The following is a 23,096-nucleotide window of genomic DNA, read 5'->3' on the forward strand; positions in this document are numbered from 1 at the left end:
AAATTTATGAGCACAACCTACGAATTATGTTTTTGAATTTGAGGATTTTGAAAAGATATTAAAGTCTAACATTGTACTAACTACAGACTTTACACTGTGTTTTTTCTTTGACTTCTCCTACGAGAAAACCTTGATCGTTTAGTTTGTAATCGCAACAATCCATATAGCCTTGTACAATGAGTTTTCGACCGCGTTGAATTTGTGATTTTACAGTTGCCAATGGAAGTTTTAATTGTGCTGCAATTGCTGCTTGTTTGATGCCTTTGATATCTGATAAGAATAATGGATCTCTGTATTTTTTAGGTAGATTTTTAATAATTCCAGGCAAGCAATCTTTTTCTGAATGTGCATATTCTTCTGTGGAAATAATAGTTTCTTCTTTGTTTAAAGGAACTTCTTTATTTGATATACGAAAATAGTCTAATACAGTATTTCTACTAACACTTAACAACCATGATTTTACTTTACTTTCCTCGGATACGGTTGCTAATTTAGCATGTACTTTTAAAAACACTTCTTGAACCAAATCATCTGTAATTTGAGCATCTTTCACTTTACTCATGATGAAGCGTTTTACATCATCTGCATAACATTCCCAAACTTCTGTAGTCGTCATTTCTTCTTTTTTTCTAATCAGCAAGATTGTCTTAGAAAGATACGAAGTTTTCCCAAGACAATCTTATACATATTTTAGCAATTACAATTTACACAGGTACAGTTTTCACAAGTACATTGATTGCATTGTCCTTTTTTGCAACTTACACAGTTACACGTACAGTTTGTATGATTTTCCATTGTATGTTTTTTAAATTCACACAGTAGACGGAAAATGCTTCAAAAAGATGCATTTTTTAAAAGAAAATTTTAATTCGGATGATTTTCATCTTTTGAATGCTTTATGAAGTCTAATTATCGCGCTGTTCAAATTCTTCAGTTTCTTTGATTCGAATTCGTCTTCTGATAAGATATATAAAAATGCCGATAACGGTTCCCCAAATGAGTCCGTGAAGACTTAGTATAAATGTAACGAGTGTGTCCATATTATTTAAATCTAACAGCAGTTCCATACGCCAAAATTTCAGAAGCACCTTGCATTACCATCGATGTTGTCATTCTAACATTTACAATAGCATCCGCTCCAAGTCGTTGTGCATCTTGTTTCATTCTGTGTAAAGCTTGTTCTCTAGATTGCGCTTGTAGTTTTGAATATTCTTCAATTTCTCCTCCAATTATGTTTTTGAATCCTGCAAAAATATCTCTTCCAATGCTTCTGGCTCTTACGGTGCTACCTCTAGCAACTCCTAATATTTCACTAATTTCTCTGTTGGGTACTTTTTCTGTTGTTGTAATGATCATTTTCAGTATGTTTTTATGATATGATGCTAAATATGAACATTTGTTACAACTTATAGATCATTAATTTTAACTTTCTTGTCACAAATGGCTTTTCTATATCGTTGCAATTCTTCTTTGACTTTGGGCGTAAGTAAGTATAAACCAATCATATTAGAAACCATCATGGAGAAAACCATCGCATCTGCAAAGTCAACAACAGCTTGTAAACTCGCTGCCGCACCAATGATGACAAAAATACAGAAGATGGTTTTGTAGATGTATTCTGCTTTTTTACTTCTTCCAAATAAATACGACCACGCTTGATGTCCGTAATATGACCAAGAAATCATCGAAGAAAACGCAAATAGTATCACCGCAACAGTTAATACATACGGAAACCACGAAATTCCACTTTCTAGCGCATTTGAGGTTAAGATCGCTCCTTGTTCATAGGAAACTTCGGTTCCTACAGCAATTTGCCCTGTAATGATGAGCACCAATGCCGTCATGGTACAAACGACCACAGTATCAATAAATGGTTCTAGCAATGCTACTAAACCTTCGCTAGCAGCGTAATTGGTTTTTACCGCAGCATGTGCAATGGACGACGAACCTATTCCTGCTTCGTTGGAAAAAGCAGCACGTTTGAAACCTTGAATCATCACACCAATAAATCCGCCAGCAACACCTTCATAACTAAATGCTCCATTAAAAATTTCGCTGAATGCCGCTGGAATGCTTTCATAGTTAATTCCCAAAATGATGACAATAGCAATGACATAGGTTGCGACCATTAAAGGGACGATTTTGTCCGTGACGTTTGCTATTTTTTTAATTCCACCAATGATCACAATTCCAACAAACGTTGCCATGATGATTCCGAAAAGCCAACCTTTTCCATAAAAAATGCTTTCCGTTCCGCCAGTTACGTATTGAAATAATTGAAAAGCTTGATTGACTTGAAACATGTTTCCGCCTCCAAAAGATCCGCCAATACACATAATAGCAAATACAACGGCTAATATTTTCCCCAAACGTTTGAATCCTTTTTCGTGTAATCCTTTGCGTAAATAATACATTGGTCCGCCATACACGACTCCATTTTCGTCAACTTCACGGTATTTTACACCTAAGGTACATTCGACAAATTTGGAAGCCATTCCTAAGAATCCGACTAAAATCATCCAAAAAGTTGCTCCTGGACCGCCAATGGAAAGTGCAATGGCAACTCCGGCAATATTTCCGAGTCCGACAGTAGCCGATAAAGCTGCTGTGAGTGCTTGAAAGTGTGATACTTCTCCGGCTTGAGCTGCTGAAACGGAGGAAGAAACCTCCACTTTTTGATCATTCTCTAATTCGTCATAATCACCTTTAACCACTTTTATTGCTGTGAAAAATCCGCGGACATTGATGAGTTTAAAGTAGATCGTAAAATAGCTCGCTCCTATCATCAATACAATAAGTACCCAAGGAATTCCGACTTCGCCTGTGATGGGAATTTCAGCAAAAATGGCATCTGTAAACCAACTTGTAGCATTTTTAAAATTTTCGTTGATTCGTTCGTCCAGTGAGGTTGGAGTGTCTTGCGCAAGTGTTACTAACGGCAACAACATGCTCAAAAATAATACGTGTACTGATTTCATCTGTTCGTTTTTTTGATTGGTACGAAGATGAAATTATGTACTGTATTACAAAAGGTTACGCAGTGCTGTTTTTAATTTGTGTAGTAGTTAAGTATTGGGTTAAGTATGCTTTTTATTACTTTTTTAAATACTTGATAATGATTCCGAGTTGTCCTAAATGATATATGTCGTGATGCAACATTCCATTGATTAAAAAACGGTAGGGATACTTTCCTTTAAAGTCCGTATCGTAATATTCTTCTTGAAGAAACGCATCTTCTTTTTCTTTTAATAAGTAGATCAATTCTGTGAGCGTATCATCATATTCGGATTTTATGGAAAGCCAACCTTTCAGTTTTAATTTTTCGTTGGGAAGCCAATTTTCTTCGCAATCATCTGTTTTACTTCCTGTTCCGGTTTTTATTTTTAGAATGGCTTCTTTTCTCCACAAGGTTAGATGGGAAATGATTTCTGCGATACTGTGAAGGTTTTCCATTGGTCTTGTAAATACTAAACTATCATCTATTGTAGAAAGTTTGCTTTGATACGAACTTCCAATCCAAATTTTACCTTGTTGAATTTCATTGAGTTGCGCAATGATTTCGTCAATTATTTTCATCCGTTTTAAAGAGTATTTATACTATTTACATGCAATGGTTGCGTATTCGAGGAGTTTATTTTCTGTAGCGTACGCGATGAGTTGTTCTTTTCCGTCCGAACCACTAATGTTCAATATTTTTTTGATTTGATAGATATGTGCCTGAAAACCGTCTACACTTATGTGCATGGCTTCCGCAATTTCTGTGTATGATTTTTTTTCGCCACAAATGCCCAAGTTTGCTAAGACTTCTTTTTGTCGATCGGAGAGTATGATTTTAGACGCTTCTTGCATTTTAGAAACTTTCTGCTCTTGTTTTTTGAGTTTTTTTGTCAAGGATTGAATGGTATCAATATGACTTTCATTGGCGATTTGCAGTTTTTCATTTTCAAGCTGTAAAGTATTACGTTCTGCTTCCAACATGACAAATTCTGATTGCTGTTGTTCTTTTTCCGAAAGAAATTTCCAGCTATATAATAAAATTGAAAATAGTAAAATGAAGATAAATTTAAAGGAAATTGCCGTAATGATTCCGAACAAACTCCAATTGGATAAACTGATGAATTCTTGAACCAATTCATACGGAATGATTCTGTGAGAAACCGCAATGATGATCAACACGAACAACGAAAAGCAGGGCAAATACATGAACCGCATGTTTCGATTTATGAAAGCACTATTCAATTCATATAATAAAGCCAATGCCACTACTAATGAAATTGGAATGTCAATAAGCCAAATAAAACTGCTGCTGATATCTGGATTTGTATATGAAGTTGCGATAAATACAAAAGCAATCATGCTGAAAATACCACTATACAGCATGACAAATTCCTTGATGGAAAAACGCTGTACAAGTTGTACAATCATATTTCGTTTGCTTTGGTGTTCTATAGATGGTAAGGATAGTAAGATGAATAGCGAATTGATCAACGAGATAAAAACGCCCCAATATACCAACCATTTGACTTGTGGAGAGATTTCAAAATATTTTGTAGCGACTAAGGTAACGAGCGCGCCAATTCCCCATGCAAAAATTGCCAATCCAAACCATTTAATTCCGCTAATGGTCGTAGGATTTTGCTGTTTTCGCTCTTTGTCATAAATACGTTGAATGACAAACGCAGTGAGCAAGCAAACCAATGCGGTTACAAAAGAATCTATATGCGCGTACATATTTTAGGAATTGATTGATGTTTTAAAGGTACTTATTTTTTAAAGAATTGAAATGTACTTAGAAATAAGTACTGTGTTTGACAAAAATCTTCTCCTTAAAATTGATGTAGTAAAATTTAAAAAAGGAAAATATGGCATTCCCGTAATCAACTCATCTTAAATCTATTTAACTTATAAATTATTAACCAAAAATTATATAATCATGTTGAAATCAATTTTAAATGTTGAAGGCGTAAAGCGATTGAACAAATCTGAACAATCTTCAGTAAAAGGAAGTTTTGGAGGATGTAACATTTTTACATGCACACCAAGTAGTGATGGATGTCCATGTTACGATAATCCGAATTCGCCAGATGGCAGAGGTTGTTGTATGGATGGTCAATGTACAGACTAATAATTCACGCAATGAAGCGATCGAGAGGTCGCTTTCTACTTTTTTGATTGTTTCTCTTCTCATAAAAAAGGAACACCCATTGGTATTCCTTTTCAAATAATTTTTTAGTACATACTTCTTAGTTGAATGTATCTCCTGCTTCGCAATCACATTCAGTCATATTACCTAGCTTTTAATTTAACAAACCATATTAGATGTAATTTCTGGCTTGCATTCACATACAGTTTCTTGACATAAACAACTTGTTTCTGAGTTATTTCCTCCTCTTATCTGATCAAGAATCTCTAATTTAGAGACTGTACGTTTTTTAAAAATTAAACGTTTATTAATCTTTTTCTTCATAATTTGAATATTTATTTATTTCAATTTACAAAATAATAAAAAAGGAACACCCATTGGTATTCCTTTTCAAATAATTTTTAGTACATACTTCTTAGTTGAATGTATCTCCCGCTTCGCAAGCACATTCAGTCATATTACACCAGCAGCTCGTTTGAGATGTATCTTTACCTCCTTTTAATTGCTCTGTAACACTCAATGAAGAAATAATACGTTTCTTAAAAGCTAAATTTTTAATGGTTGGTTTTTTCATGATTTAAGTTTTTGGTTATACTTATGTCTAAAATACTAAATTGAAAAAGGAATACCCTTCGATATTCCTTTCTTTTCACGCTTTTACTATCAAAAACAAGAAACTACCAACAATACTGTGGATCTGTATCTTTTGTATTTGGACATTGACGCAAGAACGATGGACTACAACCTAATGTAAAGTCTTCCATACACAGAATAATGGCACTTACTTCGCTGTCACTAGCACAACCTGGAACTGTAGACATGGTTCCTGTTCCACCAACTACTTGGTTTAATTCATTGATTTTTGACACTGTTTTTTTACTTAATGATAGATTTTTAACTTTTTGCTTTTTCATAATTACATTTTTTTGATTGAAACTAAATTACGAACAGAAATATTAAATTTCTCACAAGTAAACTATAAAAAATAACCCAAATTCATGTTTTATTTTTATGATCATCATAAGAAGAATTTATATCAAAAAATAAATTCAGAATTGCAGATAAATTTTAACCAACTGTTTTTTCTAATTCACATTCGCATACGGTGTCTATACACAAACAGCTTGTATGCGAAGTATTTCCTCCTTTTAATTGTTCCATAATTTTGAATGAAGAAATCGTGTTTTTCTTGAATGTTAAATTTTTAATAGTTTGTTTTTTCATGATTTTAAATTTTTGGTTTTACATAGTTTTAAAATATTAAATTGAAAAAGGAATATCAAATGATATTCCTTTTTAATTATCAACGACTAAAAATAACACATGCTATTCTTCTCCTGCGATACAGTAATACGATGGACAACCTCCTAAACGAGAATCGCACATGTGATTTGAACATGCTTCTACCAAAGTAATTGTTGGGCAACCATTAGTAACACACATTGGATACCCACTTCCGCCTCCTTTGATGGCATTATTCGTAAGATTTGAAACTAGTTTTTTACTTAACCTAAGACTTTTAACTTCTCTTTTTTTCATAATTAAAATGTTTTGATTTATAATAGAGACAATGTAAAAGAATACGCTTAGTTACGTCGTTTTTTTACGAGCGAATACGTGCGTTTGCATACATTTATGAGTAGTATCTAATGGAATTTATAAATTGCATCTAAGTTTGAACATATGCTATTCTAAAATAGAAAAAGGAATATCAAATGATATTCCTCTCTTTTCATGTTTTTACAATCAAAAACGAAAACTACCAGCAATATCCTGGTGCTGTATTCACAGTTGTTGGACATTGATTTAAGAAAGATGGACTACATCCTTGTGTAAATTCTTCCATACATCGAATAACGGCGCTTACTTCGCTCCCGCTAGCACAACCTGGAACTGTAGACATTGTTCCTGTTCCTCCTACTAATTGATCTAATTCATTGATTTTAGATACTGTTTTTTTACTTAACGACAGGTTTTTAACTTTTTGCTTTTTCATAATAATAGTTTTAAAAAATTAATGTTTAAACGAAACTATGAAATGAACTACTCAAAATCGTCTCATAACTCACACAAACGTTTGTTTGTATACATAGAGACATTGTTTTACAAACTCCTTCAAAAAATAGCGATGGACTCTTGCTCAGTAATTGATAAATGGTCAAAACATGTGTATTTGTACACATATGTACTCGAGTAGTATTACAAATTTATAAATTGCATGTAACTTTTAAAGTTTGTCTTTTCTTTAATAAAAAGGGGTTGAAGAGCATCTGCCAATATTTTAATCGAAATTCCATCTGTTATCATTTTTTTAAGACTTTTCAGCGTGATTTCTAATTATATTTAGTTAAAAAAAAAATGACATTTACTTTCTTAGATCTTATATTATTTTCTGGAATTGTTCAAGGTATATTCTTAATGGTTTCTTTGTATTTTATTTCACGAAAAAATAAAAAAGCAAATAGAATACTGATGATCGTTATAGGATTTTCAACAGCTATTTTTACTAGAGAAATGCTAAGCTATCAATTAAATTCTTTACTGTTTTGGCGAAGTTCCATTTTGACAGAATGTACCATGTATTTATTTGGTCCTTTTTTGTACATGTATTTTAAAGCGCTAGTTTTTAGAGAGCATTCAAAAAATAAGTTATCATTTAAACATTATATACCTTCACTCCTATTGTTTATTTATTTTTTATGGACATTTTCTATTACTACAGAAGAATATGTTGCATTGACCTATAAACCCATTATGTTTTATGCTTTTTTAGCGATGGAACTTACGGGTGTCATTTCAATTATTGTATACTGTTATTTATCCTATAAAATTATAAAACACATTAAAAGCATGGAAAATACAAGTTTGTATACACGTCAAATTTCTCGATATATCACCTTTGTTTTAATTGGAATTTTCCTAATTGCTGTTTGCTGGTCTTACGGAATATTTAATACCTATGCGTTGGAAAATTATAATTCCATCATCAGTTATAAACTGATTTGGATTTGCATCACTATTTTCCTTTTTATAGTTGGTTATTTTAGCTTAACACAGCCTGAAATTGTACGATTACCTATAAAGAAAAAAGCGCCTACCAGAGATCGGTTGACCGAGAAGGAAACTATAGAAATAAAAAAGAAATTACAGGTACTTATTGAAGAAGAACAAATTTTTATGAATTCCGATTTAAGTTTGAAAATGCTTGCCAAACGATTAGATACTTCCGCGAATAATGTATCGTGGTTGTTGAATTCTGTGTATGAAAAAACGTTTTATGAATATATTAATGAATATAGAATAAAAACGTTCATTGAAAAAATTGAAGCTGGAGAACATAAAAAACAAACCTTACTTTCTATTGCTATGGACGCTGGATTTAATTCAAAATCAACATTTAATAAAACCTTTAAGTCCTTAATGAATGATACACCTTCAAGTTATATTGAAAAGATGTATTCGTGATTTAAGAGAGGTGGCTTCTACTGAAGACAGGTAAGGGCTTTTAACATGCTTAGGTTAGATTATTTATATTAAAATCAGCAGCTTATTTCCTTCTAGATTTAGCTCAATGTATTGAAGTACATTACTTCTTCTGATTACTATTTTGTTATTTCCTTTTTTAAATTTTGCTTCCATTATAAGTCTCGTGCAATTCTTTTTTAAAAATCCCGAAACATACATATCAATATTACTTTCAATTTCAGATTCAATTTTGAGTATTATTTTTCCTTTTCTTCTTTTTACACGAATGTTTTTCAGTTGTTTAATCTCGTTAAGAATAAGTTTTTCAAATTTGTCAATGAATACATAACCTAAATCACATATAGAAGGATCTATGTCAGATTTACATAGCGAATATCCAATCTTGTACGCATTAGCTGGAACTAACTTAAATATTACATTTCTTTCAATAGGAATTTCATGCGCATTGAAAAATCTATATCGATCAGTTAAAATTCTAAGCTGAAAGTCAATATCATTTTGCTCAGATTTCTGCTCACACTCAATTCGTTGAATTATCTTAATTTTGCGGTCTTCTGGTTTCAACTCTCCGATTCCCTTTATCCAGTTTTGATAATCTTCATAACTTTTAAAATTTCCACAATTATTTTGTCCTATTACAGTCTGAAAAGTAAAAAGAAGTATTATACATATTATGAATTTGCTCATCGTTTTTTTATTCAAATTTAACAGACAATCGCCTAATTCAAATACGCAATACGTGAATGATTCTTTTCGTTGAGTTAAAGTACTTTCCGTTACTTGCTATTCAATAAAAGGTTATTTAGATTCTTCTTCAAAAAGTTTTTTAAATTTTTTCTTTTGTTTGAATTTGGCAAATAATGGTGATTGCTGAATGGCTTGAAAACGTTGCAAACCAAGTTCTTTTGCCTTTTTAAGATTTCGAATGGTGTGTTTAAAATCGTCGTTACGTGCATAGCTTTGTGCTACTCTAAAATACCAATACGCTTGTTCGGGATTAAAATACACTAACAACTGATCACAGTACAACGCATGTTGATACTTTTCTGCATAGATGTATCCCATAGATGACTCATACGCGCCTGCAAAGATGGAATATTTTAAACGCTTGAGCATTTTTCCTCTTGGTGTCGCTTTGGCATTTTCAATGTCTATATTGAGTCGCCTCAATTCCTTACGCCACCATTGAAAATTATCGTCAGATTTTGCTGCTAAGATGTCATTTGAATAGACTTTTGAGAACTTTTCATACAATTCATTTTCTTCTTTGATGTATGTTGCTCGTTGTTCGACTTGACTTTTATATTCAGGAGATTTTTTAATGCCATCAAGTTTTTGTTGTGTTGCTTTGAGTTCAAAGTACGATGCAAAGTTTTTAATGATACTTTCGTATTCTTGAACCGATCTGAATTTGTTATGAATTACGAGCGAATCTGCAATGGCATACTGTGTTTCAAAGAACGATTGTACAAACTGAGAATCAACACTTTTAATATTCTTTTTATACGCTTGTATTTCCAACCAACCAAAAGCACGTTCTATTTGTTCACTTGGCGGCCATCGATGCGTATCATTATACACAAACAATTCGTTATCTACATTGAATTTATCTAGCAATGCTTTGGTGTTAAACATTTCTTGGTAATTCATATCTTCATCACCGACCAAACCTACAAAAGAGAACATTTCTTTTTTAGGTGTAAATGATTTATTGATGGCTAAACCTGCACCACAAGCCACAACACCTTGTATTTTTTCAGTCAAAGCAGCAATAGCAGTTGCCAAACGAGATCCGCCTGAAAAACCTGCTGCATAAATTTGTTTCTCGTCTATTTTGAATGTGGAAAATACCGTTGCAAACAAACGATTGGTAATCGCAAAATTGGTTTCATACGCCACTCCATTTTTTGTATTGTTGGAAGCGATTAAGATGTAATTAAATTTTTCTGCGGAAGTGATAAAAGTTTTCATTCCATTAGCGCCATATGCACTCGGATCAAAGATAAAGACAACGGCAGAAAGTTTGGTTTCATCAAACGATGTTGGAAGATACACTGCATAGGTTTCCGAGCTGTTTTGTACAGGAAGTGAATTTAAAATTTTCCCCTTTTCAAAATGATTCGTTTGCGCTAGTCCGACAAGCACATAAAAATTCAATAGAAAGAAGAATATACCACGCATACATTATACTTTTTTTAAAGTTACAGAATTAATAGCAAGCATACTTGATTTTAACATTTTGTGTTTTTCTTTTCTTTATTTACGATCATGTTGGGTAACGCTTTTCCTTTTCTTGAACTGCTTATCATAAACCAACAAAATTTATATCATGAAAAGTAAAAAGTTAATCAAACTAACCAAAAAAACAATTTCTAATTTAAACAATGCTGTAGGAGGACTTGCTCATAAAACTTTGAGATACAGTGAATGTAACATTTGTTTTTCTATTGATGTTATTGATTGTCGAAAAGGTTAATTTTGAAAAGCGAACTTCGGTTCGCTTTTTTACTCTTTGTATTCATGTGTTTCATTTCTATGAGAAATCAACTCAAATAAGCATTTTATTTTTAACATTTTGCGTTTTCCAAACTATCTCCTATGTAAGTTTGAAAACTAGCCTATATTTTCTACATTTACCACATATCGATCTTAAAACACCCTAATACACCGACACATGAAAAATTCGCTTATATACGCAATGATTACGCTATTTTGTTTAACTATTTCAAGTTGCGATAGTTATAAATCTGTAAGTACTGCAGATGAATTGAATGCATTACAAACATTGATGACAGGTTCGTTTGATAGTAGCGAACAAGCTACTGCTGACGATAGTTATTATAATATTTCCTTGCACATGTATCCTATTTGGACTTCTAAAGATGGACATTGGTTATATGTAGAACAAGCCTTGAATAGCAATCAAAATAAACCGTATCGCCAACGTGTGTATCAACTAGAAAAGTTAGAAAATGGTAAATTTTCAAGTAAAGTTTACACCTTAGAAAACCCAAAAGAAGCTGTTGGTAAGTGGAAAACTCCAACCTACTTTGATCAGTTTGATACTTCTATGTTGAAAGAACGTGAAGGCTGTGCTGTTATTTTAGAGAAAAAAGGTGATTTCTACACCGGAAGCACAAACGAAAAAGATTGTAAAAGTACTATGCGTGGTGCTAGTTATGCAACTTCTGAAGTAACCGTTAAAGCAAATGTGATTGAAAGTTGGGACCGCGGATTTGACTCCAATGACGAACATGTTTGGGGCGCAGAAAAAGCAGGATATGTTTTTAAGCGTTTAAAATAAAAAGTACCGTTGTATTTACTTTAGTAATTCTTCTTAATACAATCAGGTAGTACTACGTGATTTTATTCTTCTCAGTAACGAAACTCTTTATATCGTTGCCTGAATGATGGGCTATTACATATATTTAAGTTCATAATTTTAAATAATATGTATATGAAAGCACAAACTAATAGTGTGGATACCAAAATTTTAGATTCTGTGATAGAGGAAAATATGATCTTACAAGCATCTGCTCCTACAGTATCATCATCAATGTCTTTTCAAACTTTATCTCATGCACTTTCTATGGCAATGGAAAGCGCTGCCTTAAATCAGCAAAAAGTAAATATTTTATCTACTACGGTAACTTCTACCTGCGTAAGACATTTGCTTGGAGACATTCATACAAAAGCTGATACTACAGCAAAGGATAAATTATCATAACCCATCAAATCAAAAAATAATTCATTATGGCAACATCAAAAAAGACAACACCAGAAGAAAAGATAGTAACATCATCCCAAATAACAGATGCGGTTACACAAACAAATGTAAAAGTAGTTTCAGAAACACCTGCAATGGCAATTGGAAATGTTTACCAAACCGCAGCACATTCTTTGGGACTTCTTTATGAAAATTCAGTGAGTACTCAGGGACAAACAGAAATAGCATATAATGCTACAATATCAGTATGTGTACAATCTTTAATCCGAAATTAATATGAGTTCAGTAAATATAAACAATCAAATAGAAGATGCTATTAAATCTATTAATACACTTTTAAAAAGCGCAGACAACGATAATTTAGAGTTGATCGCAAACCAAGCACTTGTAGAAGCTGCATCTTTAGCAATGCTAAACATGGTGAGTCAACAACAACAATTATACATGCTGCAAAACGCGGCGACAACTGTTGCTGTAAAAGCAATGTTAGAGACAAACCCAGAAGAAGCTTTAAAAATTATGAATCAGACGATAGAGAACAATAATATTACAGCAAGCTTGAGTGATTTTGAAAAAGTAATCAGACAAATCTCAGGTAAGAAAAAGTAAATTATAGTTTTTTGTTTTATAAGATAAAAACAGTGTCACGCGGCGTAAAGACTAAAAAACGCTTAGTGACACTGCTTTTGTAAAAGTATCATACTACTAACTATTTTAATATGATTCTTTTTGTCAATTGTGCGTCTTGATGCGTAATTTTCATAAAATACACACCAGACGTATATCCGCCAAGATTCACAAATTGTTGTGTTTGATTGATGGTTTCAAAATTTCCTTGATAGATATTTCTTCCCGTAATATCAAACACATTTACAGTAACATCTGTAAGAGATGTATCTGCTTTTATATATATGATTCCATCCGTAACAGTTGGCGCAATTGTGACACCTAATATGTTATTTTCTATGGATGGAACGCTTAAAGTTTCACTTAAGTTTGTTGATGTTGGATAGAAAACCGAAAATGAATTGGTTGAAAATTGTACATAGTAATCGTTATCCAAATATGAAACGCCTGTTGCATTGATAAAATCTCCTCCAGAAACATAACCCGCAGTACAGGTATTTCCTGCTACTTTCATGAGTTCTAACCCTGAAATATTTGAGAGATTACTATCTGCTAGAATTAAATCATCTACCTCATCACCAAGTGTGTACAAGCGTACATTTACATTGGTTGATGGCGCATTTGTGGTACTGATAGAGACTTCTCGCCGTGAATACGGTTGCCCAGAGAAGTCTCTTGTATCAGCATTTTCAATGAATAAAGTTGTACTTACGTTTCCTAAATCGTTTCCGTTGGCATCGATAGCAGCGACAATATCGCCAGATGCATCATAAATGGGAACCCATTCGTCGGTATTTCCTTGTGTTGTTGAAATTTCAATCGTTGGTATGGTTTCACATATTCCTGGTGTTCCTGCTGCAATTGCTGGTGTTCCTTCCAAGCAAAATGTAACTTCATTTGCTAATATCTCTGACTTGGCAACTTGTATGTAATAGGTATTTCCGAATACGACAGGTATGACACCATCGTCTGTAAAACAAGCAACTTCTGTTCCGCCGCAAGATTCGTATACGGCAAAGGTGTTACTAAAATTTGTGCTTGTAAGCGATATGTTTCCTGTAATTGGTGCTTCAAAAGAATACCAAGCATCTAACCAAGTTTGTAAACTATTAAAACAACTTCCGATGTCTGTTATAGTTGTTTCTGTAGCACCTCTGAGGTCGACTGTAACATTTTGTGTCCCACACACACCAATACCTGCGATTGAAATCGTTTCTGCATTTGCACAATCATCGTTCGGTAATATTTCAAACGCTCTGATATTGAAACTCTCTGCGGAAGCGTATATGGATAAACTGTAGGCTCTTAACAAATAGGTTCCTGCGGTTAAATCATAAGTATAGGTATCATTATTGGAACATACAATTTCTGTTCCGCCACAACTATCATATATTGTAAAACGATCTAAACTGCTAACACCTGTAATTCGAACGTTTCCATTGACTGGCATGGTAAATTCATACCAAACATCTAAATAGGCATTACCAGCCGTATCACAGCTCGCTTCTAAACTTTCGGTAGCAGCACGGTTATCATAATTAATAGTTGTTTCTGTAGTAATATCATCCATTATGACTTCTGCAGTAGCACATTCGTCATTTGCAGCTGTCTCAAAAGCTTGTATATTGAAACTATCTGCGGAAGCATATATAGCTAGACTGTATGCTCTTAAGAAATAGGTTCCTGTAGTTAAGTTGTATACAAATGTATCATTATCGAAACATATAATTTCTGAACCTCCGCAACTGTCATATAGCGTAAAACGATCTAAACCATTGACGCCTGAGATGTATAAATTTCCATTGACTGGCATCGTAAATTCATACCAAACATCTAAATAGGTATTGCTTGCCGTATCGCAACTTGCTTCTAAACTTTCGGTAGCATTTCTATTGTCAAAATTGATGGTTCTTAGCGTGGTAATATCATCCATAATCACTTCTGCAGTAGCGCATTCATCATTCGCGACTGTTTCAAAAGCTTGAATTCGGAAGCTATCAGAAGAAGCGTAAATTGCTCTACTATACGCTCTTAAATAGTAAGTTCCTACAGTGAGATTGTAGACAAATGTATCGTCGGTAGTACATATTATTTCTGAACCGCCACAACTATCATATAAGGTAAACGCATCTAAACTGTTTACACCTGTTATTTGAAAATTTCCATTGATTGGCATTGTAAATTCATACCAAACATCTAAATACGTATTGTTTATATTATCGCAGCTTGCCTGTAGACTTTCGGTAGCGGCTCTATTGTCAAAAGCAATGATTCTTTCAGTGGTAATATCGTCTGTAATAACTTCTGCTGTAGCACATTCATCATTCGCTACCGTTTCAAAGGCTTGGATATTAAAATTATCTGCAGAAGCATGAATAGATCGACTGTATGCTCTAAGCGTATACGTTCCTGTGGAAAGATTATAGAAAAAAGTATCGTCTGATGAACAGGCAATTTCATTACCTCCACAAGCGTCATATAATGTAAACAAATCTAGACTATTTACTCCTGAGATGAGTAGATTGCCATTCACTGGCATGGTAAATTCATACCAAACATCTAAATAGATATTGCTTGCTGTATCGCAACTTGCGTCCAAACTTTCGGTAGCGGCTCTGTTATCAAAACTGATAGATCGTAGTGTCGTAATATCATCGGTAATCACTTCTGCTGTAGCACATTCATCATTAGCAATCGTTTCAAAAGCTTGAATGCTAAAACTATCTGCACCAGCTTGAGCTAAAGTACTTGTTGCACGGAGTTTATAGGTTCCTGTTGAAAGGTTAAAGAAAAATCCATCATCATAAAAACAGCCTATTTCAGCGCCACCACAGGTATTGTATAAGGAAAAACCATCTAAGCCATTCACACCCGTTATTCGAATGTTTCCGTTAACAGGCATGGTAAATTCGTACCAAACATCTGGATAAGTGGTAGCAGCAGTATCGCAACTACTTAACAAACTTTGTGTTGCCATGCCATTATTAAAACTTACTAATATGGCATTTGTAGTAGTTACAGAGATAATTTCTGCATTTGCACAGTCATTGTTTGCTGGAACTTGTCCATAAGTATACATAACAGTACTTAGGAATATTCCAAAGAAAAGTAATTTTGCCCTCATGTAATTTGCCACTATTTTTAGTTTACGAGGATGAAAATACTTTGTTTACAGATAGATATAAATAAAAAATGTATGAACCGACATGATTCATACATTTTTGGTATTATATATTTTGTTTGGAACGTATTGCCGTTTTTTATCTTTATCAAAAATGACAGAAAGTTCTTCTAGATTTACTACATATTTCTTTGATTTTTTCAAAAACTTCTAATCCAAAAAAGGATGTTTTAATCGGACACTTTTTCTAAAGTATTGATACTTACATGTGGCCATCTAATGAGTCCCGGAACTCCGTCAGTTCTTTTAAAAAAGTCTAAAAATACAGTTTGTGTGTATTGTAGTCTTAATTTGGGTTTTCCATTGTCATCTAATTCTCTTAATTCTTGAATCCAAAAAGTAGAAGTCATTTCCGTTGCATTAGCCTGTTTTGTTATGAAAGGAATATTGATGACGCCTCCTGTTTCAATTTTTGAGTCTACATCCAGTATGGTAGTTTTTCTTATGTTAACTCCTTTATTAGCCTCAACTAATAAATCATTAGGACTTACAGGATTAAATACACCTTGAAATAAATTATCTTTGAAATGTTTATAAGGTTCTAAATACTTATTACTAAGTGTTGGATTCTTTAACCCAATAGGCAGACCACTAATTTTAGGAATGATAGGTTTACCTGTTTTGGAATCACTTCTCCCTAAAGCCAGTACAGAATCGCCGTGTGGAACTGTTGCTAGTCGAGCAATATCTAGTTTATTTGTGGTCTTATTCAACATATGTAACCATAAGCCTGGTTCATGATGTATTTTTAATTTGGGTTTTCCTGCCAATCCACTTTTTGGGAAATCATCAGCTATTATTTGCTCTATTGTTTGTGAATAATCTAAGGCTACTAAAAATTGATCACCATCTGTTCCATCTGTATTCGTAGGAATTCCTCGATTTGGAACTCCTTTATCTACAGTTTTAAAAACCAATGTTTCATTGTACTGATTTAGTAATAATCGATACCCAAATTTTCCATCTGCAAATGGTACAGCAATCATATTCCAACCTCTACCATTCAGTGCTTCTGTATTTTTCCACGTTCCTGGTAGATGTTTTAGAGGTCCTAAAGCTTCGTCACCTGACTTAGCAATTGCTAAGGTTCTTCCGCTATTTTTAATGTGTGTAAAAAGAGTTTTTTTGATCATAAACCATCATTTTTAAATTAATAACTTATTTGATTTAATGCAATGAAATTTTATAGATAATGTATATACATAAAACATTACATTTCATTACGGGAAACCATACAACCAACATGTAATTAAAAACAATGTTCTTAACGATTATTGAGAGTTCATTTCGCACCGTACAAAATCATTTTAAAGCTATCATGAATTGATTTCTGAATCAATACCTATTTATAAGGATTTTGAGGATTTGAAAAACAGTATAAAATTTGAGGTTTGTTCATAAAAAAAGCATATTAATATAGAAGTATACTAATATGCTTTTTATCATGATTGTTGTAGAAATAACTACATATTTCTTCGATATTGTCCTCCCACTTCAAATAAAGCTGCTGTGATTTGACCTAACGAACATACTTTACAAACGTTCATTAAGGCTTCAAATATGTTTTCGTTATTGACAGCTTTTAATTGTAAATCGTATAACAAACCTTCTGTGTCATGCGCGCTGTGTAGATTTTCAAGAATCTTGATTTGATATTGTTTTTCTTCTTCTGTCGCACGTATCACTTCTTTTGGCACTACCGTTGGCGAACCTTTACTACTCAAGAAGGTATTTACGCCAATAATTGGGAATTGTCCGTTGTGCTTTAAGGTTTCGTAGTATAAACTTTCTTCCTGAATTTTAGAACGTTGGTACATCGTTTCCATCGCTCCTAATACACCGCCACGTTCTGTAATTCTGTCAAATTCTGTTAAAACAGCTTCTTCAACTAAATCTGTCAATTCTTCAATGATGAACGAACCTTGAATTGGATTTTCGTTTTTCGCCAATCCTAATTCTTTGTTGATGATCAACTGAATTGCCATTGCTCTACGAACCGATTCTTCCGTTGGTGTCGTAATCGCTTCATCATACGCATTGGTATGCAACGAGTTACAGTTGTCATAGATGGCATATAAAGCTTGCAAGGTTGTACGAATATCGTTGAAGTCAATTTCCTGAGCGTGTAAACTACGTCCAGAAGTTTGAATGTGATATTTCAACATTTGTGCTCTTGCATTGGCTCCGTATTTATGTTTTAAGGCTTTTGACCAAATTTTACGTGCTACACGACCGATTACCGAATATTCTGGATCAATTCCGTTTGAGAAGAAGAATGATAAGTTTGGACCAAATTTATTGATGTCCATTCCTCTACTTAAATAGTACTCCACATACGTAAATCCGTTTGATAACGTTAAGGCTAACTGTGTGATTGGATTGGCACCAGCTTCCGCGATATGATATCCAGAAATAGATACCGAATAGAAGTTACGTACATTGTTTTCAATGAAATATTCTTGTACGTCTCCCATCAAACGCAAGGCAAATTCTGTAGAGAAGATACACGTATTTTGTGCTTGATCTTCTTTTAAGATATCTGCTTGCACCGTTCCACGAACTTGTGCAATGGTTTTCACTTTGATGTCTTCATAGATTTCTGCTGGCAATACTTGATCTCCAGTAACACCCAAAAGCATCAAACCTAATCCGTCATTTCCTTCTGGCAAATCGCCATTGTATTGTGGACGTTCTTTTCCTTTGTAGATTTCAGCAATTTTTGCTTCTACCTCAGCTTCTAATTCGTTTTCTTTAATATATATCTCACATTGCTGATCGATAGCTGCATTCATAAAGAAACCTAATAACATAGGCGCCGGACCATTAATTGTCATACTTACCGATGTCATTTTATGTGCTAAATCAAAACCAGAATATAGTTTTTTAGCATCATCTAAACAACAGATAGAAACTCCTGCATTTCCAATTTTACCATAAATATCTGGTCGTAAATCTGGATCATTTCCGTATAAAGTTACACTATCAAATGCCGTAGATAAACGTTTTGCAGGCATTCCTTGACTTACGTAATGGAAACGCTTATTGGTACGTTCTGGTCCACCTTCTCCGGCAAACATACGTGCTGGATCTTCTCCGGTACGTTTGAAAGGATACAATCCTGATGTGTATGGAAATTCTCCTGGTACATTTTCTTGCAAACACCATTTTAAAATGTCTCCCCAAGCTTGATACTTTGGCAAGGCAACTTTTGGTATTTGTACGTGTGATAAGGATTCTGTATGTGTATTGATTTTGATCTCTTTGTCACGTACTTTAAACGTGTAGATCGGATCTTTGTATTTGTTTACTTTATCGTTCCAACCGTTGATGATTTCCCAGTTGTATGGATCTAGGTTTAGCTTGACGCGATCGAACTCTTTGAGTAATAATTTTACCAATTCGATATCCGATTCGCTGTCCAATCGTTCTAAAATAATGTTTTCATCCAAGCCAGTTTTAGACATGAACGATCTTTCTACTTCGTGTGATTTTACATTTGAAACAGATCCGATTGTTTTATAGATTCCGTATAGTTTTTGCGCAACTTCAACTTGTGCATCTGCTTTTTTGTCGTACGCTCTATTACTTTCTGCGATCTCAGATAAATAACGTGTTCTTGATGGTGGAATAACGAAAATCTTTTCGCTCATTTCACTAGAAATCTTTGAAGTCGATTGTAAATCTGCTTCTGTTTTTTCTACCAACTTGTCCATCACCGCTTTGTACAACGTGTTCATTCCTGGATCGTTGAACTGCGAAGCAATGGTTCCGTATACTGGCAATTGATCTTGCGGAATGTCCCACAAATTGTTATTACGCATGTATTGCTTTTTTACATCGCGCAAAGCGTCTAACGAACCTCTTTTGTCAAATTTGTTGATGGCAACTAAATCGGCAAAATCAAGCATGTCAATTTTTTCCAACTGTGTTGCTGCTCCAAATTCTGGTGTCATTACATATAAAGCCACATCACTGTGCTCCATAATTTCCGTATCCGATTGTCCAATTCCAGAGGTTTCTAGAATGATCAAATCATATTCGGCAGCTTTTAATACTTGAACCGCTTCGTTTACATATTTAGAAAGTGCTAAGTTCGACTGACGTGTTGCCAAACTACGCATGTATACTCTTGGTGAGTTGATTGCATTCATACGAATACGATCTCCAAGCAATGCGCCACCTGTTTTTCGTTTTGATGGATCAACCGAGATTAATCCAATTGTTTTTTCTGGAAAGTCTATTAAGAAGCGACGAACTAATTCGTCTACTAAACTTGATTTCCCTGCACCACCAGTTCCTGTAATTCCGAGCACTGGTGTATGTGATGTTTTATTTTTTTCGTGAATTTTATCTAAGGCATCTTTCGCTATTTCTGGAAAGTTTTCTGCCGAAGAAATGACACGTGCAATGGCTTTTGGATTTTTTTCGTGTAAAACATTCACTTCTCCATTTAGTGAATCTCCAATAGCGAAATCAGATTTTTGCACCAAATCGTTGATCATTCCTTGTAATCCCATTTCACGTCCATCATCTGGTGAATAGATACGTGTAATTCCATACTCCATTAAATCTTTAATTTCTTCTGGAAGGATTACACCGCCACCGCCACCAAATATTTTGATGTGTCCTGCACCTCTTTCTTGTAACAAATCGTACATATATTTAAAGTACTCATTGTGTCCTCCTTGATACGAAGTCATGGCAATTGCATTGGCATCTTCTTGAATCGCAGTATTTACTACTTCTTCAACACTTCTGTCATGTCCTAAGTGAATTACTTCTACGCCTGTAGATTGAATAATTCTTCGCATGATATTGATGGCTGCGTCATGTCCATCAAAAAGTGATGCAGCAGTTACGATTCGTACTTTATAGGTCGGTTTGTAGGGTTGCGCTTGTTCCATCTGTAATGAAGTATCTATTTTAGGGCTGCAATTTACGGATTATTCAAAAAAAACGGACATTTTTTAAGAAATATATAAGAAATGGAGTGTGTGAATTTTTAGAGTCCGACGCGCATTCCTTCTTCTGCAAATTGGAAACCTTTGTTTTGTAAACTGTCTTTTAATCGATTGGATTTTTGCAATGCAGGATTTGAATGATTGAAATGAATGAAAATGATTTTGTTTTTTGTGGCTTGCTCTTCATTTTCAAAGAGTTTTGCGGTTTCAACAATAAACGGATGCGGCACTTCGCTCATCGGTCTTGGAATTTCTCCTTCTTTGAAGAAGGTTGCATCTAAAAATGCATAATCGACTTTTTTTACCTCAGCTACAATGTCTTTTTCCCACAATTGCCATTTGTTAATATCTGGAATGAATAATGCTGATTTGTGTTTTCCTTCGATTTTGTAACCGACCGTTTCTGAGAATTCGTCACGATGTGGTACTAAAAAAGGCGTTATTTGGAGTCCGTTTGTCAATTCTACGGAAGTGTTGTGCGTTAAGTTTTTTAGACTAATATTTTCTAAAGAAACTAATTGACTCCAAGGTCCATTGTTTTCCAAATAGGTTTTCATTTTAGGCATTGCATACACTGGAACTTGTGTTGCGCCCATAGCTTCGCGCCCAAAATACATGAGTCCTGTATAATGACCGATATGCGCATGCGTTAGAAAAACGCCGTCAATTACCGTTGTCGTTTCTAGCTGTTTGGAAAGGTTTTGAATTTGCTGTGCGATATCGGGTGTGGCATCAAATAACCATTTTTTCTTTGCTTCGAGATCAATTAAACCCAAACAAGAAATCAACTTTTTTTCTACGTTTCCTTCGTGATACGGTTGACAACACGATTTTTGACAATTGATTTGTGGATAACCTGCATCTTGCGCCGTTCCTAAGACTGTGAGATATTGCGAATCTTGCGTTATAGTGCTTTTTGTTTCTTTTACTTCTTCTTGACAACTCCACAAAAATAAAGTCGTGAGTAACAACCAAACTTTGTGATTGCTATTTTTTTTACTGTGTGACTTTTTAAAAAACATAAAAATTTACTCCTTTATTTTTTCAATTAGTAATTGCAATGCAACTTTTGCTTCTTTCATTACTGGTAATAATGGCCAAATATGCGGCATGTTTTTACCTTCTATTAACTCCAAATCTACCTTTGCTTTTTTCATTTTATCAACGGTCAATAATTGATCTGGATACATGATATCATGTGCTGCTACACATAAAATCGTTTTAGGAAATCCTTCAAAATTCCCGTTTAATGGTGAAATCATTACATTGTGTAAACCTTCATCTCCTGCACACATTTTTTTAGCACTCAATATCCCTGCTTTAGATAACATAGGATCAATTTTATCTACTTTTTCAATGTCTGGATTTTGCAATGTTGAATCCATTACTGGGCAAATAAGCATAATTTTTTGAGGCAGTGCGACTTTTTCGTTGCGCAATCTTTGTGTCAGCGCTGTAATTAATGTGCCGCCAACAGAATCGCCCATAAGTATTATTTGATCGGCTGGATATTTTTGTAATGCTTCCTTATATACAGCATCAATGTTTTGTGATATTTCAGTGATGTTATGTTCCGGAGCTTTTGGATACTTACACATCCAAATTATACAATTTGTTTCTTTTGCTATGGTTTTAAGCGAATCCCAATGATGTTTTGCAGGTCCTGAAATAAAAGCGCCGCCGTGAATGTACATCAGCAACGTATCTTTTGAATGTTGGGTTTTTATTTCTGTGATGGAAGTTTTTTCTATTTGAAATTCTCGTGTAACATTCTTTTTGTAAAAACTACCTTTGGGTACAAACACATCTTCTTTCCGTATTTTTTTCACATTCACTGGATCTTGACTGAACGTTTTTTTGATGCCTTTTAGTTTTAGAACAGCTTTTGTAATGTAGTAGGAAAGACTTTGCTTCATTTTGCATTTTTTTAGTAAGATATTGTTTTTTATTGAAACATATGTGCGCTAATTT

24 protein-coding genes are annotated in these 23,096 nt (G+C 33.9%); 6 read left to right on the forward strand and 18 right to left on the reverse strand.

The features are described 5' to 3' along the window. Positions 1 to 76: 76 nt before the first annotated feature. From Q0845_RS16720 to Q0845_RS16745, 6 genes are all read right to left on the reverse strand, one after another. Entirely contained in the window at positions 77 to 616 is a 540-nt protein-coding gene (locus Q0845_RS16720; protein WP_298515608.1) for a sigma-70 family RNA polymerase sigma factor, read from the reverse strand. A 289-nt stretch (positions 617 to 905) separates the two neighbouring features. Beyond that, a complete protein-coding gene (locus Q0845_RS16725) occupies positions 906 to 1,067 on the reverse strand; it encodes a hypothetical protein (protein WP_298515928.1) in 162 nt (53 codons plus the stop codon). Beyond that, positions 1,042 to 1,356 carry a YbjQ family protein gene (locus Q0845_RS16730; RefSeq protein ID WP_298515610.1) on the reverse strand — a complete coding sequence of 105 codons (315 nt, stop codon included), beginning with the start codon at positions 1,354 to 1,356 and terminating at the stop codon, positions 1,042 to 1,044. Before Q0845_RS16730 ends, Q0845_RS16725 begins: the two co-directional genes overlap by 26 nt. Before the next feature lie 50 nt (positions 1,357 to 1,406). After that, entirely contained in the window at positions 1,407 to 2,978 is a 1,572-nt protein-coding gene (locus tag Q0845_RS16735) for a sodium:alanine symporter family protein (RefSeq protein WP_298515612.1), read from the reverse strand. A gap of 115 nt (positions 2,979 to 3,093) precedes the next feature. Further along, positions 3,094 to 3,576, reverse strand: a complete 483-nt coding sequence (locus Q0845_RS16740) for a DinB family protein (protein WP_298515614.1) — start codon at positions 3,574 to 3,576, stop codon at positions 3,094 to 3,096. A 21-nt stretch (positions 3,577 to 3,597) separates the two neighbouring features. Then, positions 3,598 to 4,731 (reverse strand): hypothetical protein, encoded by a 1,134-nt coding sequence (locus Q0845_RS16745; protein ID WP_298515616.1) that lies wholly within the window; start codon positions 4,729 to 4,731, stop codon positions 3,598 to 3,600. A 202-nt stretch (positions 4,732 to 4,933) separates the two neighbouring features. Between Q0845_RS16745 and Q0845_RS16750 the strand changes: the two genes are divergently transcribed. After that, positions 4,934 to 5,125: a hypothetical protein gene (locus Q0845_RS16750; protein WP_298515619.1), complete on the forward strand. Its 192-nt coding sequence runs from the start codon at positions 4,934 to 4,936 to the stop codon at positions 5,123 to 5,125. 433 nt (positions 5,126 to 5,558) lie between these two features. On the opposite strand, the gene Q0845_RS16755 is transcribed toward Q0845_RS16750, so the two are convergent. The 5 genes from Q0845_RS16755 to Q0845_RS16775 form a co-directional block, all read right to left on the reverse strand. Then, positions 5,559 to 5,717, reverse strand: a complete 159-nt coding sequence (locus Q0845_RS16755) for a hypothetical protein (RefSeq protein WP_298515622.1) — start codon at positions 5,715 to 5,717, stop codon at positions 5,559 to 5,561. A gap of 103 nt (positions 5,718 to 5,820) precedes the next feature. Then, a complete protein-coding gene (locus Q0845_RS16760) occupies positions 5,821 to 6,057 on the reverse strand; it encodes a hypothetical protein (RefSeq protein WP_298515624.1) in 237 nt (78 codons plus the stop codon). Positions 6,058 to 6,211: 154 nt separating this feature from the next. Continuing rightward, positions 6,212 to 6,367 carry a hypothetical protein gene (locus Q0845_RS16765; RefSeq protein WP_298515627.1) on the reverse strand — a complete coding sequence of 52 codons (156 nt, stop codon included), beginning with the start codon at positions 6,365 to 6,367 and terminating at the stop codon, positions 6,212 to 6,214. A gap of 102 nt (positions 6,368 to 6,469) precedes the next feature. Continuing rightward, positions 6,470 to 6,682, reverse strand: a complete 213-nt coding sequence (locus Q0845_RS16770; RefSeq protein ID WP_298515630.1) for a hypothetical protein — start codon at positions 6,680 to 6,682, stop codon at positions 6,470 to 6,472. Between the two features lie 220 nt (positions 6,683 to 6,902). Next, complete coding sequence (locus tag Q0845_RS16775; RefSeq protein ID WP_298515633.1) at positions 6,903 to 7,139, reverse strand: hypothetical protein; 237 nt, start codon at positions 7,137 to 7,139, stop codon at positions 6,903 to 6,905. A 362-nt stretch (positions 7,140 to 7,501) separates the two neighbouring features. Here Q0845_RS16775 and Q0845_RS16780 point away from each other — a divergent pair, with 362 nt between their 5' ends. After that, positions 7,502 to 8,608, forward strand: a complete 1,107-nt coding sequence (locus tag Q0845_RS16780) for an AraC family transcriptional regulator (protein ID WP_298515636.1) — start codon at positions 7,502 to 7,504, stop codon at positions 8,606 to 8,608. Positions 8,609 to 8,671: 63 nt separating this feature from the next. Here Q0845_RS16780 and Q0845_RS16785 read toward each other — a convergent pair whose 3' ends face one another. Next, entirely contained in the window at positions 8,672 to 9,316 is a 645-nt protein-coding gene (locus tag Q0845_RS16785; RefSeq protein WP_298515639.1) for a hypothetical protein, read from the reverse strand. A gap of 111 nt (positions 9,317 to 9,427) precedes the next feature. Beyond that, positions 9,428 to 10,810, reverse strand: a complete 1,383-nt coding sequence (locus Q0845_RS16790; RefSeq protein ID WP_298515642.1) for an acetylxylan esterase — start codon at positions 10,808 to 10,810, stop codon at positions 9,428 to 9,430. Between the two features lie 493 nt (positions 10,811 to 11,303). Here Q0845_RS16790 and Q0845_RS16795 point away from each other — a divergent pair, with 493 nt between their 5' ends. From Q0845_RS16795 to Q0845_RS16810, 4 genes are all read left to right on the forward strand, one after another. Further along, positions 11,304 to 11,933 (forward strand): chromophore lyase CpcT/CpeT, encoded by a 630-nt coding sequence (locus tag Q0845_RS16795; protein ID WP_298515645.1) that lies wholly within the window; start codon positions 11,304 to 11,306, stop codon positions 11,931 to 11,933. A gap of 153 nt (positions 11,934 to 12,086) precedes the next feature. Then, positions 12,087 to 12,356 (forward strand): RebB family R body protein, encoded by a 270-nt coding sequence (locus tag Q0845_RS16800; protein ID WP_298515648.1) that lies wholly within the window; start codon positions 12,087 to 12,089, stop codon positions 12,354 to 12,356. 26 nt (positions 12,357 to 12,382) lie between these two features. Continuing rightward, positions 12,383 to 12,631: a RebB family R body protein gene (locus tag Q0845_RS16805; protein ID WP_298515651.1), complete on the forward strand. Its 249-nt coding sequence runs from the start codon at positions 12,383 to 12,385 to the stop codon at positions 12,629 to 12,631. A 1-nt stretch (position 12,632) separates the two neighbouring features. After that, on the forward strand, positions 12,633 to 12,965 hold the full coding sequence (locus tag Q0845_RS16810; RefSeq protein ID WP_298515652.1) for a RebB family R body protein: 333 nt from the start codon (positions 12,633 to 12,635) through the stop codon (positions 12,963 to 12,965). 100 nt (positions 12,966 to 13,065) lie between these two features. Here the strand turns inward: Q0845_RS16810 and Q0845_RS16815 are convergent, their stop codons facing one another. The 5 genes from Q0845_RS16815 to Q0845_RS16835 form a co-directional block, all read right to left on the reverse strand. Next, positions 13,066 to 16,107 (reverse strand): T9SS type A sorting domain-containing protein, encoded by a 3,042-nt coding sequence (locus tag Q0845_RS16815; RefSeq protein ID WP_298515654.1) that lies wholly within the window; start codon positions 16,105 to 16,107, stop codon positions 13,066 to 13,068. A gap of 227 nt (positions 16,108 to 16,334) precedes the next feature. Then, positions 16,335 to 17,297, reverse strand: a complete 963-nt coding sequence (locus Q0845_RS16820; RefSeq protein WP_298515657.1) for a heme-binding protein — start codon at positions 17,295 to 17,297, stop codon at positions 16,335 to 16,337. Positions 17,298 to 17,627: 330 nt separating this feature from the next. Next, positions 17,628 to 21,068, reverse strand: a complete 3,441-nt coding sequence (locus Q0845_RS16825) for a methylmalonyl-CoA mutase family protein (RefSeq protein WP_298515660.1) — start codon at positions 21,066 to 21,068, stop codon at positions 17,628 to 17,630. 98 nt (positions 21,069 to 21,166) lie between these two features. Next, positions 21,167 to 22,147, reverse strand: a complete 981-nt coding sequence (locus Q0845_RS16830; protein WP_298515663.1) for an MBL fold metallo-hydrolase — start codon at positions 22,145 to 22,147, stop codon at positions 21,167 to 21,169. 6 nt (positions 22,148 to 22,153) lie between these two features. Beyond that, complete coding sequence (locus Q0845_RS16835) at positions 22,154 to 23,041, reverse strand: alpha/beta hydrolase fold domain-containing protein (protein WP_298515666.1); 888 nt, start codon at positions 23,039 to 23,041, stop codon at positions 22,154 to 22,156. Positions 23,042 to 23,096 lie beyond the last annotated feature (55 nt).

The sequence above is a fragment of the uncultured Kordia sp. genome, from assembly GCF_947489565.1.
Lineage (GTDB): Bacteria > Bacteroidota > Bacteroidia > Flavobacteriales > Flavobacteriaceae > Kordia.

What these genes read in the sequence shown, in the direction of transcription:
- Q0845_RS16735 (WP_298515612.1), bottom strand. Translation starts at nt 2,978, where the DNA reads ATGAAATCAGTACACGTATTATTTTTGAGCATGTTGTTGCCGTTAGTA.
- Q0845_RS16825 (WP_298515660.1), bottom strand. Translation starts at nt 21,068, where the DNA reads ATGGAACAAGCGCAACCCTACAAACCGACCTATAAAGTACGAATCGTA.
- Q0845_RS16740 (WP_298515614.1), bottom strand. Translation starts at nt 3,576, where the DNA reads ATGAAAATAATTGACGAAATCATTGCGCAACTCAATGAAATTCAACAA.
- Q0845_RS16750 (WP_298515619.1), top strand. Translation starts at nt 4,934, where the DNA reads ATGTTGAAATCAATTTTAAATGTTGAAGGCGTAAAGCGATTGAACAAA.
- Q0845_RS16780 (WP_298515636.1), top strand. Translation starts at nt 7,502, where the DNA reads ATGACATTTACTTTCTTAGATCTTATATTATTTTCTGGAATTGTTCAA.
- Q0845_RS16720 (WP_298515608.1), bottom strand. Translation starts at nt 616, where the DNA reads ATGACGACTACAGAAGTTTGGGAATGTTATGCAGATGATGTAAAACGC.
- Q0845_RS16765 (WP_298515627.1), bottom strand. Translation starts at nt 6,367, where the DNA reads ATGAAAAAACAAACTATTAAAAATTTAACATTCAAGAAAAACACGATT.
- Q0845_RS16805 (WP_298515651.1), top strand. Translation starts at nt 12,383, where the DNA reads ATGGCAACATCAAAAAAGACAACACCAGAAGAAAAGATAGTAACATCA.
- Q0845_RS16795 (WP_298515645.1), top strand. Translation starts at nt 11,304, where the DNA reads ATGAAAAATTCGCTTATATACGCAATGATTACGCTATTTTGTTTAACT.
- Q0845_RS16815 (WP_298515654.1), bottom strand. Translation starts at nt 16,107, where the DNA reads ATGAGGGCAAAATTACTTTTCTTTGGAATATTCCTAAGTACTGTTATG.
- Q0845_RS16830 (WP_298515663.1), bottom strand. Translation starts at nt 22,147, where the DNA reads ATGTTTTTTAAAAAGTCACACAGTAAAAAAAATAGCAATCACAAAGTT.
- Q0845_RS16770 (WP_298515630.1), bottom strand. Translation starts at nt 6,682, where the DNA reads ATGAAAAAAAGAGAAGTTAAAAGTCTTAGGTTAAGTAAAAAACTAGTT.
- Q0845_RS16745 (WP_298515616.1), bottom strand. Translation starts at nt 4,731, where the DNA reads ATGTACGCGCATATAGATTCTTTTGTAACCGCATTGGTTTGCTTGCTC.
- Q0845_RS16790 (WP_298515642.1), bottom strand. Translation starts at nt 10,810, where the DNA reads ATGCGTGGTATATTCTTCTTTCTATTGAATTTTTATGTGCTTGTCGGA.
- Q0845_RS16810 (WP_298515652.1), top strand. Translation starts at nt 12,633, where the DNA reads ATGAGTTCAGTAAATATAAACAATCAAATAGAAGATGCTATTAAATCT.
- Q0845_RS16755 (WP_298515622.1), bottom strand. Translation starts at nt 5,717, where the DNA reads ATGAAAAAACCAACCATTAAAAATTTAGCTTTTAAGAAACGTATTATT.
- Q0845_RS16760 (WP_298515624.1), bottom strand. Translation starts at nt 6,057, where the DNA reads ATGAAAAAGCAAAAAGTTAAAAATCTATCATTAAGTAAAAAAACAGTG.
- Q0845_RS16800 (WP_298515648.1), top strand. Translation starts at nt 12,087, where the DNA reads ATGAAAGCACAAACTAATAGTGTGGATACCAAAATTTTAGATTCTGTG.
- Q0845_RS16785 (WP_298515639.1), bottom strand. Translation starts at nt 9,316, where the DNA reads ATGAGCAAATTCATAATATGTATAATACTTCTTTTTACTTTTCAGACT.
- Q0845_RS16725 (WP_298515928.1), bottom strand. Translation starts at nt 1,067, where the DNA reads ATGGAACTGCTGTTAGATTTAAATAATATGGACACACTCGTTACATTT.
- Q0845_RS16775 (WP_298515633.1), bottom strand. Translation starts at nt 7,139, where the DNA reads ATGAAAAAGCAAAAAGTTAAAAACCTGTCGTTAAGTAAAAAAACAGTA.
- Q0845_RS16730 (WP_298515610.1), bottom strand. Translation starts at nt 1,356, where the DNA reads ATGATCATTACAACAACAGAAAAAGTACCCAACAGAGAAATTAGTGAA.
- Q0845_RS16835 (WP_298515666.1), bottom strand. Translation starts at nt 23,041, where the DNA reads ATGAAGCAAAGTCTTTCCTACTACATTACAAAAGCTGTTCTAAAACTA.
- Q0845_RS16820 (WP_298515657.1), bottom strand. Translation starts at nt 17,297, where the DNA reads ATGATCAAAAAAACTCTTTTTACACACATTAAAAATAGCGGAAGAACC.